Origin of the sequence: Baekduia soli, assembly GCF_007970665.1 — a bacterium.
GTDB classification, from domain to species: Bacteria; Actinomycetota; Thermoleophilia; order Solirubrobacterales; family Solirubrobacteraceae; genus Baekduia; species Baekduia soli.
Map to the genome: position 1 here is coordinate 3,366,285 of NZ_CP042430.1, position 16,747 is coordinate 3,383,031.

Genomic DNA, 16,747 nt, shown 5'->3' on the forward strand with positions numbered 1-16,747 from the left:
TGATGTACAGGGAGCGGGCGTGAGCCCGCTCTTTCATTTGAGAGGGGAGGGTTGATGACCAGCATCCAGGACGAGATCGAGCGCAGGCTCGCCGAGCGCGAGCCCGACGTCGAGGTGCTGCTGGCCGAGCTCAAGGGCGACACCGTCGAGCTCTTCATCGACCACCCCGACGGCGTCACGCTCGAGCTGTGCGAGCGCGTCACGCGGGCGCTCCCCGAGCTGCTGGAGGAGCACGGGCTGACCGTGTCCTCGCCCGGCCTCGAACGTCCTCTGAGCAAGCCGGATCACTTCCGCCGGTTCATCGGCCGCCGGGCGCGGGTCCGCACCCGCGAGGCCCGCGACGGGCACCGGTCGTTCACCGGCGAGCTCGTCGGCGCCTCCGAGTCCGAGGTGACGATCGCCGCCGACAACGGCCTGGTCGCCATCCCGTACGACGCCATCGCCCGTTCGAACCTCGTCGAGTCCTAGGAGCACGGAGCTACTCATGTCCCGCGAGATCCTGGAAGCCATGACCGCGCTGGCGCGCGAGAAGGGCATCGCATCCGAGAAGCTGATGGCCGCGCTGGAGGACGCGCTGCTGTCGGCCTACAAGAAGCTGCCCGGGGCCGCCCGCTACGCCCGCGTCGAGGTCGACCACGAGACCGGGGACTTCGTCGTCATCCGGTACCGCATCCCGAAGGACCTCGAGGCCGAGCTCATCGGCGAGACGATCGAGGAGGAGTCCTACATCGACCCGGAGACGGGTGATCGCGTCGAGCCGCAGGACCCCGAGATCGACCCGGCCAGGTTCGAGCAGTACCGCGACCGCATCGAGGAGATCGACGACACCCCCGAGGACTTCGGCCGCATCGCCGCGCAGACCGCCAAGCAGGTCATCCTGCAGCGGATCCGCGAGGCCGAGCGCGACATGATGTTCGAGGAGTACCGCGACCGCGTCGGCGAGCTGATCACCGGCATCGTCCAGCAGTCGGACTCCCGCTACACGCTGGTCCAGCTGCGCGAGCGCGTCGAGGCGCTGCTGCCCAAGGGCGAGCAGGTCGACGGCGAGCGCTACGACCACGGCCAGCGCGTCAAGGCCGTCATCAAGGAGGTCTCGCCCTCCACGAAGGGTCCCTCCATCATCGTCAGCCGCCGCGACGGCGAGCTCATCAAGAAGCTCTTCGAGCTCGAGGTCCCCGAGATCGCCGACGGGCTGGTCGAGATCGCCAACGTCGCCCGCGAGCCGGGCTACCGCTCCAAGATCGCCGTGATCTCGCACGCCGACGGCGTGGACCCGGTCGGCGCGTGCGTCGGCCCCCGCGGCTCGCGCGTGCGCATGGTGGTGTCCGAGCTGCGCGGCGAGAAGATCGACATCATCCCCTACAACGACGAGCCCGCCCGGTTCGTCGCCAAGGCGCTGTCGCCGGCCCGCGTCCGCGAGGTCCTCGTCGACGACGAGTCCAAGCAGGCCACGGTCATCGTCCCCGACGACCAGCTCTCGCTGGCCATCGGCCGCGAGGGCCAGAACGCCCGCCTCGCCGCCCGCCTGACGGGCTGGCGCATCGACATCAAGTCCGAGTCGGACTTCGCGGCGACCGCCACGGCCACCGAGGAGTACGAGGGCGAGGAGGTCGGCGGCCGCTGCCAGGCCATCAGCGTCCGCGGTCGTCGCTGCCCGAACGAGGCGCTGCCCGGGTCGCCGTTCTGCGGCCTGCCCAAGCACCAGGCCCTCTCCCGCTTCACGACCGCCCAGGTCGCGATCCTCGAGCCGCTCAGCGACGAGGAGATCGGCGACCTGTCCGATCCCGACAAGACCTGGGACGACGTCGTCGACATCGTCACCCGCGCCGAGGAGCTGTTCGGCGATCAGGAGCTCGTCGTCCAGGAGGGCGCCGACGAGGGCGACTTCCCGGCCGAGGAGGGCGAGGACGAGGAGGCCGACGCCGACCTCGAGGCCGACCACGCCGAGGCCGAGGCCGAGGTCCAGGCCGACGTGGAGGCGGACCCCGACGACGGCGTCGACCTGGCCGGCGACGACGCCCTCGAGCCCGCGCCCGAGGCCTCCGAGCCCGACGGCGAGGCGCCCGCCGAGGCCCCCGAGCAGCAGGCGCAGGAGCCGACGTCGTAAGCTCCGTACCGCACCGGCGCTGCATCGGCTGCGGGACCGTACGTCCCAAGGCCGAGCTGCTGCGGCTGGTCGCGGCGGACCAGCGGGTCGTCGCGGACCCGTCGGCCACCATGCCGGGCAGAGGTGCGTACGTCTGTGACCAGGCGTGCGCCCGTAGGGCGGTCCAGCGCCGCGCAGTGACCCGAGCCCTGAGGCGCAGGGTCGACATCCCGCAAGACTTCGTAGAATCAATAGGACTGCATGGCGAAAAAGCGCATCCATGAGATCGCCAAGGAGCAGGGCCTGTCCAGCAAGGACGTGCTCGACCAGCTCCAGGCCGCCGGACTCGACGTGAAGGCCGCTGCCTCCACGGTGGAGGAGAGCGACGCCCTGCGCGCGCTCGGCGGCGGCAACGGCTCCTCGGCCCCCCCGACGACCACGAAGGCGGCACCGGCCGCCGGCGCCGCCTCCAGCGCGCCGCCCGCCGGCCGCGGCCAGCCCGCCCGCCCGCCGCAGGGCCGGGGCGCTCCCGTGCGCCCGCCCGAGGGCCGTGGCGCCCCCGTGCGCCCGCCCGCCGGGCGCGGCCAGCCCGTGCGTCCCGGTCAGGCCCCCGCCGGCCGTGGCGGCCCCGTGCGGCCGCCCTCCCAGTCCTCAGGCTCGCGCGGCTCGGCCCCCACCGGCCGCGGCGCCCCCGTGCGCCCCGGCCAGGCGCCCGCGCGCGGCGGGTCCACCGGCGGCCGCCAGCCGTCCTCGCCCCAGCCCGTCCGGCCCGTCCCGCGCCGGCCCGTGCTCGACGACCTGCCGGTCGACCCGCGCCGCCAGATGGGCCGCGGCGGCCCCGGGCAGGCACGACCGACCGGCCGCGCCGGCGCCTCGGCGCCGCCGCAGGAGCCCGTCGCCACCGAGCCGCCCGTCGTCGAGGCGGTCACGCCGCCGCCGGCCCCGCCCGCCGAGGCGCCGGCCGCCGCCGCGCCGGCCGCGCCCGCAGCTGCTCCCGAGGCCCCCGAGGTCGCGCAGCCGCCTGCTCCCGAGCAGCCGGCGCCGGCCGTCCCCGAGGCCGCGGCGCCCGCCGCGCCCGAGGCCGAAGCCGCCCCGGCCGCCGAAGTCCCCGAGGCCGAGGCCGCGGCGCCCGCCGCCGAGGTCCCTGCGGCCGAGGCGCCCGCCGCCGCGGCCACCCCGGCCGCGGCCGCCGCCACGCCCGCCGAGGCCAAGAAGCCGACGGGCAAGAACGCCAAGCCCGACGGCCCGGTCCCGCACACCGAGCCGCCCAAGCCCGGCACGGGCCCCCGCATCATCTCGGTCCCCGAGCCGCCCAAGCGCCCCAAGCGCGACGAGACCCAGTCGCAGCCCTCGGGCACCGGCGGCCGCGTCACGCGCTCCGGTCAGCGCGGAGAGGGCGGTCCCGGCGCCGGCAAGCGCCGCGTCGTCATCGACTCCCAGGCCGCGCGCCGCGGCCCCGGCGGAGGCCCCGGCCCCGCCCCGCAGCGCCCGCCGCGTCGTCGTCGCCGGCGTCGCCGCACGCCGATGGAGGACACGCCGCAGATCCTGGCGGCCGATCAGCTCACGCGCACCGACACGATCCGGATCAACTCCGGCTCGACGGTCAAGGACGTCGCCGAGTACCTCGGCGTGCCCGTCCCCGACGTCATCAAGCAGCTCATGTCGATGGGCGTGCTGGCCACGCTCACCAAGACGCTGGCCGACGAGCAGATCGAGATCGTCGCCGAGGCCCTGGGCAAGAAGATGACGATCGTCCATCTCGGCGACGAGGCCGAGGAGGAGTTCGAGTACGACGACGCCGACGAGGATCTCGTCGAGCGTCCGCCGGTCGTCACGATCATGGGCCACGTCGACCACGGCAAGACGTCGCTGCTGGACGCCGTCCGCTCGACGGAGGTCGCCGCCGGCGAGGCCGGCGGGATCACCCAGCACATCGGCGCCTACCAGGTCCACCACAACGGCAAGACGATCACGTTCCTGGACACACCGGGCCACCAGGCGTTCACCGCCATGCGTGCCCGCGGCGCCCGCGTGACCGACATCGCCGTGATCGTGGTCGCCGCCGACGACGGCGCGCGCCCGCAGACCGACGAGGCCATCGACCACGCCCACGCGGCCGACGTCCCGATCGTCGTCGCGGTCAACAAGATCGACAAGGAGGGGGCCGACCCGACGCGCGTGCGCACCGAGCTCACGCAGCGCGGCCTGCAGCCCTCGGAGTGGGGCGGCGAGACCGAGTACGTCGACGTGTCGGCCAAGACCCATCAGAACCTCGAGGAGCTCCTCGACACCCTGCTGGTCGTCGCCGAGCTCGAGGAGCTCGAGGCCAACCCGAACGCCGAGGCCTCGGGCGTCGTCATCGAGTCCAAGCTGGACCCGGGCCGCGGCCCCGTCGTCACCGTCCTCATCCAGCGCGGCACGATGCGCATCGGCGACGCCCTCGTCGCCGGCGCCGAGCCGGGCCGCGTGCGGGCGATGATCGACTACCGCGGCGAGCGCGTGCAGCAGGCCGTCCCCGGCGACCCGGTCGAGGTCCTGGGCTTCGACGGCGTCCCCGACGCGGGCGAGGTCGTCCGCGTCGTGGCCAACGACCGCGAGGCGCGCCGCCTGGCACAGGAGCGCGAGACGCGCGAGAAGGCCGAGTCGCTGGCGCGCCGCGCCGGGCGCAAGGTGTCCTTCGAGGACGTCTTCCGCCGCTCGCGCGAGGACGAGCCCGCCGAGCTGGACCTCGTCATCAAGGGCGACGTCGCCGGCTCGGTCGAGGCGCTCGAGGACGAGGTCGCGCGGCTGCCCCAGGACGAGGTGCACGTCAACGTGCTGCACAGCGGCGTGGGCGGCATCAACGAGTCCGACGTCATGCTCGCCGCGGCCTCGGAGGCCGTCATCCTCGGCTTCAACGTGCGCCCGGTGGGCGACGCGCAGGCGCTCGCCGACCGCGAGGGCGTGGAGATCCGCCACTACTCGGTGATCTACGCGGCCCTGGACGACCTGCGGGCGGCCATGCAGGGCCTCCTGGCCCCCGAGCTGGTCGAGGAGACCGTCGGCACCGTGGAGGTCCGCCAGACCTTCCGCGCGTCGAAGATCGGCATCATCGCCGGCTCCTACGTCACCGACGGCGTCGTGCGGCGCGGGGCCAAGGTCCGCGTCATCCGCGACGGCACCGTCCTGGGCGAGACGACGGTGGACACGCTGCGGCGCTTCAACGACGACGCCCGCGAGGTCGCCGCCGGCTACGAGTGCGGCATCGTGCTGGCCAACTTCCAGGACATCCGCGAGGGCGACGTCCTCGAGGTCTTCGAGACCCGGCAGGTGGAGCGCGAGCTCCAGCCGTCCTAGGAACCGGCCCCGCCGAGTCCTGTGAGCGCCTACGTCGCGCTGCTCACGATCGAACTGCACTTCCCCGATGCGGGCTCCCTCAAGGCCAAGCGCAAGGAGCTCGCATCGGTGAAGGCGCTGCTGCACCAGCGCCACGGGATGGCGGTGGCCGAGGTCGACCACCAGGACCTGTGGCAGCGGGCGACGCTGGCCGGCGCGCTGGTCAGCGGATCGCTCGCGCGCCTGGAGGAGCGCTGCGACGCCGCCCAGCGGTTCCTGGACGCGCGGGTCCCCGACGGCGTTCGCATGAATCGTGTCGTGGCCTCGTACGCCGACGTGGAAGGTCTAGGATGAGTGCCCGAGGAGCGCGGATGCGCCGCGTGGACGAAGCCGTCCGCGAGGTGCTCGGCGATGCCGTTGCCAAAGATCTCAAGGACCCACGGGTCGGATTCGTGACAGTCACCGAGGTGCGGACGAGCCCGGACCTGCGCCACGCGCGGGTCTACATCAGCGTCTTCGGCACCGACCAGGAGCGCGCCGACACGCTCGCCGGCCTGAGCTCGGCCCACGGCATCCTGCAGGCCCGCGTCGCCCGCGAGCTGCGGCTCAAGCGCACGCCCACGCTCGAGTTCGCGCTCGATGACACCGCGCAGCGCGCCGCACGGCTGGAGGCGCTCATCGAGGAGGTCACCGAGGATGGCGCCTGACGCCATGGCCGACGCCCGCGACCGGGTGCTCGAGGAGATCCGCGGCGCCGACCGCTTCTGCCTCGTGACCCATGAGCATCCCGACGGCGACGCGCTCGGCTCGCTCGTGGCGATGCACCGCGTCCTCACCGAGCTGGGCAAGGACTCGGTGATGCTCATGGCCGCCGATGAGTTCCCGCTGCCCTACGAGTACCGGTTCTTCGACCTCTCGGGGCTGTCGACCGTGCCGCCCGGCGACATCGTGGACCGCACGATCGTCTTCCTGGACTGCGGCAACATCGACCGCACCCCGCTGGGCATCGTCAAGGGCGACGACGTCCACATCCTCAACATCGACCACCACCACGACAACACGCGCTTCGGCACCGTCGACCTCGTCGACCCCGAGGCCTCCTGCACCGCGGAGATCGTCTGGGACCTCATGCGCGCCCTCGGCGTGGAGCCCGACCAGGAGCTCGCCGAGGCGCTGTACGTCGGGCTGGTCACCGACACCGGCAAGTTCATGTACGAGAACACGGGCCCGCGCGCCCACGTCATGGCGGCCGAGCTCATCGCCGCCGGCGTCGACACGCATGCGGTGTACCGCCGGCTGTACGAGGACATGCCGTTCCCCAAGCTGGAGCTGCTCGCCCGCGCCCTGCGCCGGGTGGAGCGCCACGACGGCGGCGCCCTGACCATGGGCCGCGTGACGCGCGAGGACTTCGATGCCACCGGCGCCGAGGACAGCTACACCGAGGGCATCATCGACCACCTGCGCACGGTCGAGGGGACGAAGGTCGCCGCGCTGGCCCGCGAGATCGCCAGCGAGAACGGGACGCCGGTCAAGAAGGTCTCCCTGCGCTCCACCGACGGCGAGGTCGACGTGTCGGCCATCGCCCGCGCGGGCGGCGGGGGAGGGCACCGGCAGGCGGCCGGGTTCTCCACCGTGCTCGGCGACGACGAGCTCGTCGCGTTCCTGCGCGAGCAGGTCGCGGCGCAGCTGGCGCCCGCCTCGACGTAGGGACCCCGGTGGCCGACGACCACGACGGCGTCCTGCTCGTCGACAAGCCCGCGGGCCCGACCTCGCACGACGTCGTGGCCGGCGTCCGGCGCACGCTGCCCCGCGGCGTGCGCGTCGGCCACGCCGGGACCCTGGACCCGTTCGCGACGGGCCTGCTGCTCGTGCTGACCGGCCGCGCGACGCGCATCCAGCGCTTCCTGATGGACCAGCCCAAGGCGTACGACACGATCGCGCGGCTGGGGTGGACCTCGACGACCGGCGACCCCGAGGGCGAGCTCGTCGCGACGGGCCGGATCCCACCCGACCCGCCGCCGCTGCCCACCGGCGTGCTGCGCCAGCGGCCGCCGGCCTACAGCGCCGTCAAGGTCGGCGGGCGGCGCGCCTACTCGCTGGCGCGGGCCGGCGAGGCCGTCGAGCTGCCCGAGCGCGAGGTCCGCGTCGACCGCTTCGAGCAGCTCTGGCGCGAGGGCGACCGCGCGGGCTTCACCATCGCCTGCTCCTCGGGCACCTACGTCCGCTCGCTCATCGCCGACCTCGGCGACGCCTACTGCCTGCAGCTGCGGCGCACGGCGATCGGCCCGTTCCACGTCCGCGACGCGGGAGGGCCGCCGCTGTCGCTCGGCGCGGCGCTGGCGGCGGTGCTGCCCACCGTCACCGGCGACGAGGAGACGGTCCGGCGCGCGGCCCACGGCCAGACCGTGGCGATCGCCGACCCACCGGCGACGGAGTTCGTCCTGATCGACGCGGCCGGCGACCCCGTGTGCATCGCCGAGGCGACGGACGGCGGCGCGAGGCCCCGCGTAGGCTTCCGCTCGTGAAGCTCACGTACCTGCCCGACGTGGAGCCGCACCCCCGCCGGGTGGCGGTCGGCACCTTCGACGGCGTCCACCGCGGCCACCGCGAGGTCATCCGCGGGGCCGACGCCGTCATCACCTTCGAGCCCCACCCGCAGTCCGTCGTCGCGCCGGGCACCCAGCCCCGGCTGCTGACGAGCCTGGCACGCAAGGCCCAGCTCGTCGAGGGCCTCGGGGTCCGGGAGCTCGTCGTCGTCCCCTTCGACGCCGCCTTCGCGGCCCGCGACGCCCAGGACTTCATCGACCACGTGCTCGTCGAGAACGTGCAGGCCGAGCACGTCAGCGTGGGGGAGAACTTCCGGTTCGGCCACAAGGCCGGCGGCGACGCCGCGATGCTCGCCGCCGACACGCGCTTCGAGACGCGCGTCGTGCCGCTGCTGGAGGTCGACGGCGAGGTCGTCAGCTCGAGCCACATCCGCGGCCTGGTCGCCGGCGGCGCCGTGCAGTACGCCGGCGAGCTGCTCGGAGAGCCGTTCGCCGTCGAGGGCGACGTCGCCCACGGCGACAAGCGCGGCCGCGAGCTGGGCTTCCCGACCGCCAACCTCGTGCCGGCCGCCGGCTTCGTGCTGCCCGGCCACGGCGTCTACGCCTGCCGGGTGGCGCTGCCCGGCGGCGACGTGGTCGCCGCGGCCACCAACGTCGGGGTGCGCCCGCAGTTCGTCACCGGCCGGGGCGAGCTGATCGAGGCCTACCTCATCGACTGGAGCGGCGACCTGTACGGGCAGCCGGTCCGGGTCGACTTCCTGCGGCGGCTGCGCGGCGAGCGGCGCTTCGACAGCGTCGAGGCGCTCGTGGAGCAGATGGGCCGCGACGTCGACGAGGCCCGGACCCTCGCCGCAGGGTGACCCCTGCTACTCTCGATCGCCGCACATGAGCACGCTGACCGCTGAACGCAAGCAGGAGATCGTCGACAAGTTCGGGGACAACGCCGAGGACACCGGGAGCACCCGGGTCCAGGTGGCGTTGCTGACCGCACGGATCAACGATCTGACCGAGCATCTCCGCTCGCACAAGAAGGACCACCACAGCCGCCGGGGGCTGCTCATGCTGGTCGGCCAGCGCCGCCGGCTGCTGAACTACCTGGCCAAGAAGGACCTCGAGGGCTACCGCGCCCTCATCGCCGAGCTCGGCCTGCGCCGGTAATGGCGATCATCGCCCCGGGGACCAAGGTCCCCGACTTCGTCCTCAAGCGCGAGGACGGCAGCACGTTCACGCAGGACGACCTCAAGGGCGCGACGACCGTCCTGGTCTTCTACCCCTTCGCCTTCAGCCCGGTCTGCACCGACCAGCTGCAGGTCTACGACGAGGCCGTGTCCGAGCTCGCCGCCCAGGGCGCGACGCTCTACGGCGTCTCCACCGACGCGTCGTGGTCGCAGGCCGCGTTCCGCGAGAAGCTCGGCGTCACGATCGAGCAGCTGTCGGACTTCGAGCCCAAGGGCGCGACGGCCCGGGCGTTCGGCGCCTACTTCGAGCCCGCGGGCATGACGAACCGCGCGCTGGTCATCGTGGGCCCCGACGGCGTGGTCATGTGGTCGCACCTGGCGGACTCGCCCGGAGATCTGCCCGGCGTCAACCTGATCTTCGACGCGCTCGCCGAGGCCCGGCCCGCCTGAGCGCGGGCAGGATCTCCGCGAGATCTGCCCGGCGTCAACCTGATCTTCGACGCGCTCGCCGCCCAGGGCCAGGCCCAGCGCGCGATCGTCCGCCGCTAGGCCGCGTCCAGAACCCCCGACGCGCGCATCCGCTCCACCACGGTCTCGCGCCGGTAGTCGAAGATGGCGGCCACGTCGCGGTGCACGAACCCGCGCGCCGCGAGCTCGCCGAGCGGGCCGAATCCGATCGCGTAGCGCACGGTGTCGGTCATGCGCGTGGCGGGCGGGCCGGCGTCGGTGATCTCCTCGAAGTCGTGCGTGTGGTGCCACAGCGCGTAGGGGCCGCGCACCTGGGTGTCGACGAAGCGGTGCGGCGGGTCCCACTCCTGGATGGACGTGAGCCAGTTGACGCCGATGCCGCGCAGCGTGAGGCGGTACTGGATCAGCGTCCCGACGCGCATCGGGATCTCGCCGGGGGTGATGACCTCGAAGCGCAGGATCGGCGGCGTGATCGCCTCGAGGTTGCGGGCGTCGGCGAAGAAGGGGAAGACGTCGGCCGGGGGGCGGGCAGGACCTGCTCGCGCTGCAGGGTGAAGGTGCGCATGTGCACCGGGTACGGTCCCCGCACGCCCGTGGACGAACCCCGGACCCTCACCAGCGCGCCGCTGCCCGGCCTGCGCGACGACGACCACGTCCGCGGCACGGGCGAGCTCGTCGTCATGTACGGCGACTTCTCGTGCCCGCGCTGCGCGGTCGTGGCGCTCGAGCTGGCCCACGGCGGCGACCGCGTCGCCTTCCGGCACTTCGCGCTCAAGGCCCGCCATCCCCGCGCGGTCGCGCTGGCCCGGGCCGCCGAGGCCGCCGCCCTGCAGGACGCGTTCTGGGCCTTCCACGACGCCCTGTTCAGCGACCAGGGCCACATCGACGACCCCCACCTGTGGCAGCGCTGCGCGACGCTCGGGCTCGACGTCGCGCGCTTCGACGCCGACCGGCGCTCGGACGCCGTGGCCCGGCGCGTCGCACGCGACCTGCAGGAGGGCATGCGGGCCGGGGTGACGGCCACACCGGCGCTGCTGCGACCCCGGTAGACTCGGGGGACACGTTCGGATCGAGAGAACTTCGAAACACGCCGGCCCGCCGAGTCCGACGCGCGGGCCACAGGAAGGAACACATATGTCTGATGACGCCGTGACCCGCGTCGTTGTGGAGATCGCCGGTTCTGAGATCTCCTTCGAGACCGGGAAGATGGCCAAGCAGGCCTCCGGCGCCGTCGTCGTCCGCCAGGGCGACACCATGGTGCTCAACACCGCCACGATCGGCAACCTTCGTGACATCGACTTCCTGCCGCTGAGCGTGGACGTCGAGGAGCGGATGTACGCCGCGGGCAAGATCCCCGGCTCGTTCTTCAAGCGCGAGGGCCGCTCCGGCGAGAAGGGGACGCTGACCGCGCGGATGATCGACCGCCCGATCCGCCCGCTGTTCCCCAAGGGGTGGCGCTACGAGACGCAGATCGTCGCGATCCCGCTCTCCATCGACCACGTCCACCCGTACGACATCCTGGCCATGAACGGCGCGTCCGCGGCGCTCATGATCAGCCCCGTGCCGCTGCCCCACCCGGTCGGCGCGGTGCGCATCGGCAAGGTCGACGGCAACTTCGTGGTCAACCCCCAGGAGGAGGACCTCCTGGGCAACACCGACCTCGACCTCATCGTCGCCGGCACCGAAGAGGCCATCCTGATGGTCGAGGCCGGCGCCAACGTCGTCTCCGAGGCCGAGATCCTCGACGCGCTGGACATCGCCCACGACGCGATCAAGAAGCTGTGCGCCGCCCAGCACGAGCTGCGCGAGAAGGCCGGGAAGGAGAAGCTCGTCGTCGAGGTCCCGGGCGTCGACCCGGGCCTGCTCGGCGAGATCGAGGCCAGCCATGGCCACCAGCTGCGCGAGGCCACTCAGGTCTTCGACAAGCTCGAGCGCCAGGACGCGACGAAGGCCGTCGAGGTCGCCGTCGTGCAGAAGTACTCCGGCGACCCCGCCGCCGACACCTACGCCGAGTACAGCGCCAAGGCCAAGGCCGCGTTCGCCAAGCTCGAGAAGCAGATCATCCGCGAGCGCATCGCCGTCGAGAAGAAGCGCCCCGACGGCCGCGGCGAGCGGGAGATCCGGCCGATCAGCATCGAGGTCTCCGTGGCGCCGCGCACCCACGGCTCCGCGCTGTTCACGCGCGGCCAGACGCAGGCCTTCAGCGTCGCCGCCCTGGGCACGCTGAAGGAGGAGATGCGCCTGGACACCCTGGGCCTGGAGACCAAGAAGTACTACTGGCACCACTACAACTTCCCGGCGTTCTCGGTCGGGGAGACCGGCTTCATGCGCGGCCCCAAGCGCCGTGACATCGGCCACGGCGCGCTCGCCGAGCGTGCGCTGGTCCCGGTGGTCCCGTCGATCGAGGACTTCCCGTACACCGTGCGCGTCGTCTCCGACATCTTCGAGTCCAACGGCTCGTCGTCGATGGCGTCGGTCTGCGGCTCGTCGCTGTCGCTCATGGACGCGGGCGTGCCGATCAAGGCGCCGGTCGCGGGCATCGCCATGGGCCTGATCAAGGAGGGCGACGCCTACACGGTGCTCACCGACATCGCCGGCGTCGAGGACCACCTCGGCGACATGGACTTCAAGGTCGCCGGCACCGCCGAGGGCATCACCGCCCTGCAGATGGACATCAAGATCACCGGCGTGACGTTCGACATCCTCCGCGACGCGCTGGCCCAGGCCCGCGAGGCCCGGCTGGACATCCTGGGCCAGATGGACCAGGTCATCAACGCGCCGCGCGAGCAGCTGTCGGCCTACGCGCCGCGGATCATCACGGTGCAGATCGACCCGTCGAAGATCGGCCTGCTCATCGGCAAGGGCGGCGAGACCATCCGCGGCCTGTCGGAGGAGTTCGAGTCCCAGATCGACGTCAACGACGACGGCCAGGTCCTCGTGTACTCCGCCAACGGCGAGCTCGGCGAGAAGCTGGCCGAGCGCATCCGGACGATGACCAAGGAGGTCGAGATCGGCGACGCCTTCAAGGGCAAGGTCGTCAAGACCACCACGTTCGGCGCGTTCGTCGAGCTGGCCAAGGGCACCGACGGCCTGCTGCACATCTCCAACGTGTCGCCGGGCAACCGCGTCGGCACGGTCGAGGAGGTCCTCAACAAGGGCGACGAGATCGACGTCCGCGTCGTGGAGGTCGACCGCGAGCGCGGCCGCATCGGGCTGCGCCTGGCCGAGGACCCCGAGATCGCCGGCAAGTCCGTCGAGGAGCTCGCCACGGTGGGCGCCGGCGGCGGGGGCGGCGGCAACGGCGGCGGCCCGCGCCGTGACCGCGGGGGAGACCGCGGGGGCGGGCGGGGATCGGGTCCCGGGGACCGGGGCGGGGACCGTGGCGACCGCCCGCGCGGCTCCGGGCGCCCGCGTCACCGCGCCGACCGCGATCCCGAGCGGGACTAGCACCGCTTGCACGAGGAGCATCGCCTCACCGAGCTGGACTCGGGCGTGCGGGTCGTCACGGAGCACATGGACTCCGTGCGATCCGCGGCCCTCGGGTTCTGGATCGGGACGGGCTCGGGCTACGAGGACGAGGAGCGCGCAGGCCTGTCGCACCTCCTCGAGCACATGCTGTTCCGCGGGACCGCCCGCTACGGCTCGCTGGAGATCGACCAGATCTTCGACGGGATGGGCGCCGAGATCAACGCGGGCACGGGCAAGGAGACCACGTCGGTCTACAGCCGCGTGCTCGACGTCCACCTCGAGCGCGCGTTCGACGTCATGGCCGACATGGTCTGGCGCCCGAAGATCGCGTCCGACGACCTCGAGCAGGAGCGCGAGATCGTCCTCGAGGAGATCGCGATGTACGAGGACGACCCGCAGGACCGCGTCTTCGACGTGCTCGGCGAGGCCGTCTTCGGCACGCACCCCCTCGGGCGGGCGATCATCGGCCGTCGCGACGTCGTGGGCGGCACCCCGGCGGCCGACCTGCAGGCCTTCCACGCCGCGCGCTACGGCGCGAGCAACGTGGTCGTCGCCGCCGCCGGCTCGGTCGATCACGACCGCCTCGTCGAGCTCGTCGCGCGGTCGCTGGACGGGCCGCGCTCGGCGGGCACCGACGCCGAGCCGCCCGAGCCGCCGACCGCCGCGGTGGCGCGGCGGCGGTTCTTCGCCAAGGACACCGAGCAGTACCACGTCGCGCTCGGCGCCCCGGGCATCGCCCGCGACGACGAGCGGCGCTTCGCGCTGCGCGTGCTGGACGGCGTCCTGGGCGGCACGTCCTCGTCGCGGCTGTTCCAGGAGGTGCGTGAGAGGCGCGGCCTGGCCTACTCGGTGTACTCGTTCACGTCGTCCTATGCGGGCGCGGGCCAGGTCGGCCTGTACCTCGGCACCCGGCCCGACAACGTCGCCACGGCGATGCGCGTCGTCGGCGACGAGCTCGCGCGCCTGCTGCAGGACGGCCTGACCGCCGACGAGCTGCAGCGCTCCCGCGAGAACGTCAAGGGCCGCGTCGTGCTGGCGCTGGAGTCGACGACCGCGCGGATGAACCGCCTCGGCTCCTCCGTGCTGGCCGACATGCCGCTGCTGACCGTCGACGACGTCGTCGAGCGCCTCGACGCCGTCACCCTGGATGACGTGGTCGCGCTGGCCCGCGAGCTCTACGCGCCCGAGCGCCTCAGCGCGGCGGGCATCGGCGCCGACGAGGGCCTCTACACGGCCGCCCTCGAGGCGGTCAGCCCGTCGCTGGCGACCGTATGACCGGCGGCGTGATCCGCGTCGGCGTCGCCGGCGCGGCGGGACGCGTCGGGCAGGCGATCTGCGCGGGCGTGGAGGCCGCGGGCGACCTGGTGCTGGCCGGCCGGGCCGACCCCGCGCTGGACACGCCGCTGGCGTCGATCCTCGGCGACTGCGACGTCGTCGTGGACTTCACGCGCCCCGACACCGCGCTGGACAACGCGCTGGCCTGCGTGACCGCCGGCGTGCACGTCGTCATCGGCACGACGGGCTTCGACCCCGCGCCGCTGGCCGAGCGCCGCGGCCCCGGCAACGCGTTCCTGGCGCCGAACTTCGCGATCGGCGCCGTGCTCATGATGCGCTTCGCCGTCGAGGCCTCCCGCCACATGGCGCGCGCCGAGATCATCGAGCTGCATCACGACGCCAAGCTCGACGCACCGTCGGGCACCGCCCGGCGCACCGCCGAGCTCATGGAGGGCGACGTGCCGATCCACTCCGTGCGCCTGCCCGGCCTGGTCGCCCACCAGGAGGTCATCCTGGGCGATGTCGGCCAGACGCTGACGATCCGCCACGACTCCACCGACCGCACCTCCTTCGTGCCCGGCGTCCTGCTGGCCGTGCGCCACGTCGCCCGCCAGGACGAGCCGCTGGTCGTCGGGCTCGAGCGGCTCCTCTTCCCCGACGCGGCGTGATCCGCCCGGCCGCGCGCGCCGACGCCCGTGCCCTGGCCGAGCTCGAGGTGCGGGCGTGGCGCTGGGCCTACACCGACATCGTGGGCGAGCAGCACATGATCACCGTGGAGGACCGCGAGCGGCGCTGGCGGACGGAGCCCCTCGGGGGCGCCGACGTCGCCGAGGTCGGCGGCCGGGTCGCCGGCGTCGTGCAGACCGGCCCGAGCCCGGCCGAGCCCGGCGTCGGCCTCCTGCACGGCCTCTACGTCGAGCCCGCCGCCCAGGGCGCGGGCCTGGGCGCCGCGCTGTACGACCACGCGATGCGGCGCCTGCACGGCGGCGGCCTGCGCGAGGCCGTGCTGTGGGTCTTCTCCGGCAACGGCCACGCCCGGGGCTTCTACGAGCGCCGGGGCTGGGTCGCCGACGGCGCGACGGGCGAGTGGAAGGGAGCGCCCGAGCTGCGCTATCGCCACAATCAGGCCCGATGATGATCCGCCCGGTCGCCGCGTCGGACGTGCACGCCATCGCCGAGCTCCAGGTCCGCGCCTGGCGCGCGGAGTACGACGGCCACGTCGACGAGGCGCACATGCCCACGCTCGACGACCGCATCGGCCTGTGGAACGGCGTGCGCCCGGGCGAGGCGTGGCTCGCGGAGATCGAGGGCGAGCTGGCCGGGGTCGTCGGCGTCGCCGGCGGCGAGATCGGGATCCTGCACGTCGACCCCGACCGCCACGGCGACGGGATCGACGACCGGCTGCTCACCCACGCCGAGGACGTCATGCGCGACGCGGGCCACACGACCGCCCTGCTGTGGACGTTCCGCGAGAACACCCGCCGGCGCGCGCTGTACGAGCGCCACGGCTGGGAGCCCGACGGCGTCGAGCAGGAGCTGCGGCCCGGCGTGTCGGAGATCCGCTACCGCCGGATGCTGTAGGACGCGTGCTGGTCGCGGTCACCGACCACGCCGTGGAGCGCTATCGCCAGCGGGTGGCCGGGGCGCTGGACGCGCGCGCGGAGATCGTCCGGCGCGTGGCCGAGGCCGTCGAGGCGGGCCGCGTCAGCGACGAGCCGCCGCCCGGGGCCACGGGCGCCCGCGGGTCGGTCTACGTCGCCGACCGCGTCGACCGCTCCGTCGTCTACGTCTGCCGCCGCGACGGCGACGAGCTCGTCGTCGTCACGCTCTGGGAGCGCGAGGGCGGCGTCGCGCCCCCACGCGTGCCGCGCCGGTACACCGACGCGCTGCGCCGCGACGACCGCCGCCGCGACGGCTGACCCGCGCCGCGGCGCACGCCGACGACCGGGCGTTGCGCATCGCGCGGGCGGGGAGTACGTTCGCAGCCACCCTTTACCCCGGGAGGAGCTCCGCATGTACCGCCTCAAGCTCCTCGTCGTGGCCAACCAGACGGTCGACTCCGACGAGCTCTATGACGCCCTGCGACAGCGGGCCGAGGGGGACCGGCTCGCGATCACCCTGCTGGTCCCGCAGGACGATCAGTCCGGGCTGTCGCACCGCGTCCGCCACGCCCTGGACCGCCTCCACGGCGCGGGCATCGACGCCGAGGCCATGCTCGGCGACGTCGACCCGGCGTGCGCCGTCATCGAGGCGTGGGATCCGCGCCGCTGGGACGAGGTCGTGGTGTGCACGCTGCCCACCGGGACCTCGCGCTGGCTGCGCATCGACCTGCCCCACCGGATCCAGCGCGCCATCGACGCGCCGGTGACCCACGTGGTCTGCCGCGCCGGCGACCGCGTCGGCGTCTGAGG

The 16,747-nt window shown here is 73.4% G+C and carries 20 protein-coding genes; 19 read left to right on the forward strand and 1 reads right to left on the reverse strand.

Annotated features, from left to right (window positions below):
• The first annotated feature begins 54 nt into the window (after window positions 1-54).
• The 11 genes from FSW04_RS15985 (at window position 55) to FSW04_RS16035 (ending at window position 9,575) form a co-directional block, all read left to right on the forward strand.
• Window positions 55-468: a ribosome maturation factor RimP gene (locus FSW04_RS15985; protein ID WP_146921004.1), complete on the forward strand. Its 414-nt coding sequence runs from the start codon at window positions 55-57 to the stop codon at window positions 466-468.
• Window positions 469-484: 16 nt separating this feature from the next.
• Window positions 485-2,107: a transcription termination factor NusA gene (gene nusA, locus FSW04_RS15990; RefSeq protein ID WP_146921006.1), complete on the forward strand. Its 1,623-nt coding sequence runs from the start codon at window positions 485-487 to the stop codon at window positions 2,105-2,107.
• Window positions 2,108-2,172: 65 nt separating this feature from the next.
• Window positions 2,173-2,370: a YlxR family protein gene (locus FSW04_RS28585; protein ID WP_407652993.1), complete on the forward strand. Its 198-nt coding sequence runs from the start codon at window positions 2,173-2,175 to the stop codon at window positions 2,368-2,370.
• Entirely contained in the window at window positions 2,348-5,422 is a 3,075-nt protein-coding gene (gene infB / locus FSW04_RS16000; protein ID WP_146921008.1) for a translation initiation factor IF-2, read from the forward strand. The genes FSW04_RS28585 and infB overlap by 23 nt, the downstream gene beginning before the upstream one ends.
• Before the next feature lie 21 nt (window positions 5,423-5,443).
• Entirely contained in the window at window positions 5,444-5,755 is a 312-nt protein-coding gene (locus FSW04_RS16005) for a DUF503 domain-containing protein (RefSeq protein WP_228430502.1), read from the forward strand.
• Window positions 5,756-5,772: 17 nt separating this feature from the next.
• Complete coding sequence (gene rbfA, locus FSW04_RS16010) at window positions 5,773-6,108, forward strand: 30S ribosome-binding factor RbfA (RefSeq protein ID WP_146921010.1); 336 nt, start codon at window positions 5,773-5,775, stop codon at window positions 6,106-6,108.
• A complete protein-coding gene (locus FSW04_RS16015) occupies window positions 6,098-7,108 on the forward strand; it encodes a DHH family phosphoesterase (RefSeq protein WP_146921012.1) in 1,011 nt (336 codons plus the stop codon). Before rbfA ends, FSW04_RS16015 begins: the two co-directional genes overlap by 11 nt.
• An 8-nt stretch (window positions 7,109-7,116) precedes the next feature.
• The gene (gene truB / locus FSW04_RS16020; RefSeq protein ID WP_146921014.1) at window positions 7,117-7,926 is read left to right on the forward strand and encodes a tRNA pseudouridine(55) synthase TruB; all 810 of its coding nucleotides are present in this window, start codon (window positions 7,117-7,119) and stop codon (window positions 7,924-7,926) included.
• Window positions 7,923-8,807: a bifunctional riboflavin kinase/FAD synthetase gene (locus tag FSW04_RS16025; RefSeq protein WP_146921016.1), complete on the forward strand. Its 885-nt coding sequence runs from the start codon at window positions 7,923-7,925 to the stop codon at window positions 8,805-8,807. Before truB ends, FSW04_RS16025 begins: the two co-directional genes overlap by 4 nt.
• A 25-nt stretch (window positions 8,808-8,832) precedes the next feature.
• Complete coding sequence (rpsO, locus tag FSW04_RS16030) at window positions 8,833-9,105, forward strand: 30S ribosomal protein S15 (protein WP_187368838.1); 273 nt, start codon at window positions 8,833-8,835, stop codon at window positions 9,103-9,105.
• Complete coding sequence (locus tag FSW04_RS16035; protein WP_146921018.1) at window positions 9,105-9,575, forward strand: redoxin domain-containing protein; 471 nt, start codon at window positions 9,105-9,107, stop codon at window positions 9,573-9,575. Before rpsO ends, FSW04_RS16035 begins: the two co-directional genes overlap by 1 nt.
• A gap of 95 nt (window positions 9,576-9,670) precedes the next feature.
• On the opposite strand, the gene FSW04_RS16040 is transcribed toward FSW04_RS16035, so the two are convergent.
• Window positions 9,671-10,246 carry an SRPBCC family protein gene (locus FSW04_RS16040; protein WP_228430503.1) on the reverse strand — a complete coding sequence of 192 codons (576 nt, stop codon included), beginning with the start codon at window positions 10,244-10,246 and terminating at the stop codon, window positions 9,671-9,673.
• On the opposite strand from FSW04_RS16040, the gene FSW04_RS16045 reads away from it, so the two are divergent.
• From FSW04_RS16045 to FSW04_RS16080, 8 genes are all read left to right on the forward strand, one after another.
• A complete protein-coding gene (locus FSW04_RS16045) occupies window positions 10,187-10,642 on the forward strand; it encodes a DsbA family protein (protein ID WP_228430504.1) in 456 nt (151 codons plus the stop codon). The genes FSW04_RS16040 and FSW04_RS16045 overlap by 60 nt on opposite strands.
• An 85-nt stretch (window positions 10,643-10,727) precedes the next feature.
• Entirely contained in the window at window positions 10,728-13,040 is a 2,313-nt protein-coding gene (locus FSW04_RS16050) for a polyribonucleotide nucleotidyltransferase (protein ID WP_146921025.1), read from the forward strand.
• 6 nt (window positions 13,041-13,046) lie between these two features.
• Window positions 13,047-14,336 carry a M16 family metallopeptidase gene (locus FSW04_RS16055; protein WP_146921027.1) on the forward strand — a complete coding sequence of 430 codons (1,290 nt, stop codon included), beginning with the start codon at window positions 13,047-13,049 and terminating at the stop codon, window positions 14,334-14,336.
• Window positions 14,337-14,344: 8 nt separating this feature from the next.
• Window positions 14,345-15,004: a 4-hydroxy-tetrahydrodipicolinate reductase gene (locus FSW04_RS28175; RefSeq protein WP_321167658.1), complete on the forward strand. Its 660-nt coding sequence runs from the start codon at window positions 14,345-14,347 to the stop codon at window positions 15,002-15,004.
• On the forward strand, window positions 15,001-15,471 hold the full coding sequence (locus FSW04_RS16065; protein WP_146921031.1) for a GNAT family N-acetyltransferase: 471 nt from the start codon (window positions 15,001-15,003) through the stop codon (window positions 15,469-15,471). Before FSW04_RS28175 ends, FSW04_RS16065 begins: the two co-directional genes overlap by 4 nt.
• Window positions 15,468-15,917, forward strand: a complete 450-nt coding sequence (locus FSW04_RS16070; protein ID WP_146921033.1) for a GNAT family N-acetyltransferase — start codon at window positions 15,468-15,470, stop codon at window positions 15,915-15,917. Before FSW04_RS16065 ends, FSW04_RS16070 begins: the two co-directional genes overlap by 4 nt.
• A 5-nt stretch (window positions 15,918-15,922) precedes the next feature.
• Window positions 15,923-16,255, forward strand: coding sequence for a hypothetical protein (locus FSW04_RS16075; RefSeq protein WP_146921035.1), 333 nt, complete (start codon window positions 15,923-15,925; stop codon window positions 16,253-16,255).
• Between the two features lie 94 nt (window positions 16,256-16,349).
• Window positions 16,350-16,745 carry a hypothetical protein gene (locus FSW04_RS16080; protein ID WP_146921037.1) on the forward strand — a complete coding sequence of 132 codons (396 nt, stop codon included), beginning with the start codon at window positions 16,350-16,352 and terminating at the stop codon, window positions 16,743-16,745.
• Window positions 16,746-16,747: the final 2 nt, after the last annotated feature.

Excerpts from the sequence above, each read along its gene's own strand:
- FSW04_RS15985 (WP_146921004.1), top strand. The coding sequence starts at position 55 with ATGACCAGCATCCAGGACGAGATCGAGCGCAGGCTCGCCGAGCGCGAG.
- infB (WP_146921008.1), top strand. The coding sequence starts at position 2,348 with ATGGCGAAAAAGCGCATCCATGAGATCGCCAAGGAGCAGGGCCTGTCC.
- FSW04_RS16080 (WP_146921037.1), top strand. The coding sequence starts at position 16,350 with ATGTACCGCCTCAAGCTCCTCGTCGTGGCCAACCAGACGGTCGACTCC.
- FSW04_RS16050 (WP_146921025.1), top strand. The coding sequence starts at position 10,728 with ATGTCTGATGACGCCGTGACCCGCGTCGTTGTGGAGATCGCCGGTTCT.
- FSW04_RS16035 (WP_146921018.1), top strand. The coding sequence starts at position 9,105 with ATGGCGATCATCGCCCCGGGGACCAAGGTCCCCGACTTCGTCCTCAAG.
- nusA (WP_146921006.1), top strand. The coding sequence starts at position 485 with ATGTCCCGCGAGATCCTGGAAGCCATGACCGCGCTGGCGCGCGAGAAG.
- FSW04_RS16070 (WP_146921033.1), top strand. The coding sequence starts at position 15,468 with ATGATGATCCGCCCGGTCGCCGCGTCGGACGTGCACGCCATCGCCGAG.
- rpsO (WP_187368838.1), top strand. The coding sequence starts at position 8,833 with ATGAGCACGCTGACCGCTGAACGCAAGCAGGAGATCGTCGACAAGTTC.
- FSW04_RS16015 (WP_146921012.1), top strand. The coding sequence starts at position 6,098 with ATGGCGCCTGACGCCATGGCCGACGCCCGCGACCGGGTGCTCGAGGAG.
- rbfA (WP_146921010.1), top strand. The coding sequence starts at position 5,773 with ATGCGCCGCGTGGACGAAGCCGTCCGCGAGGTGCTCGGCGATGCCGTT.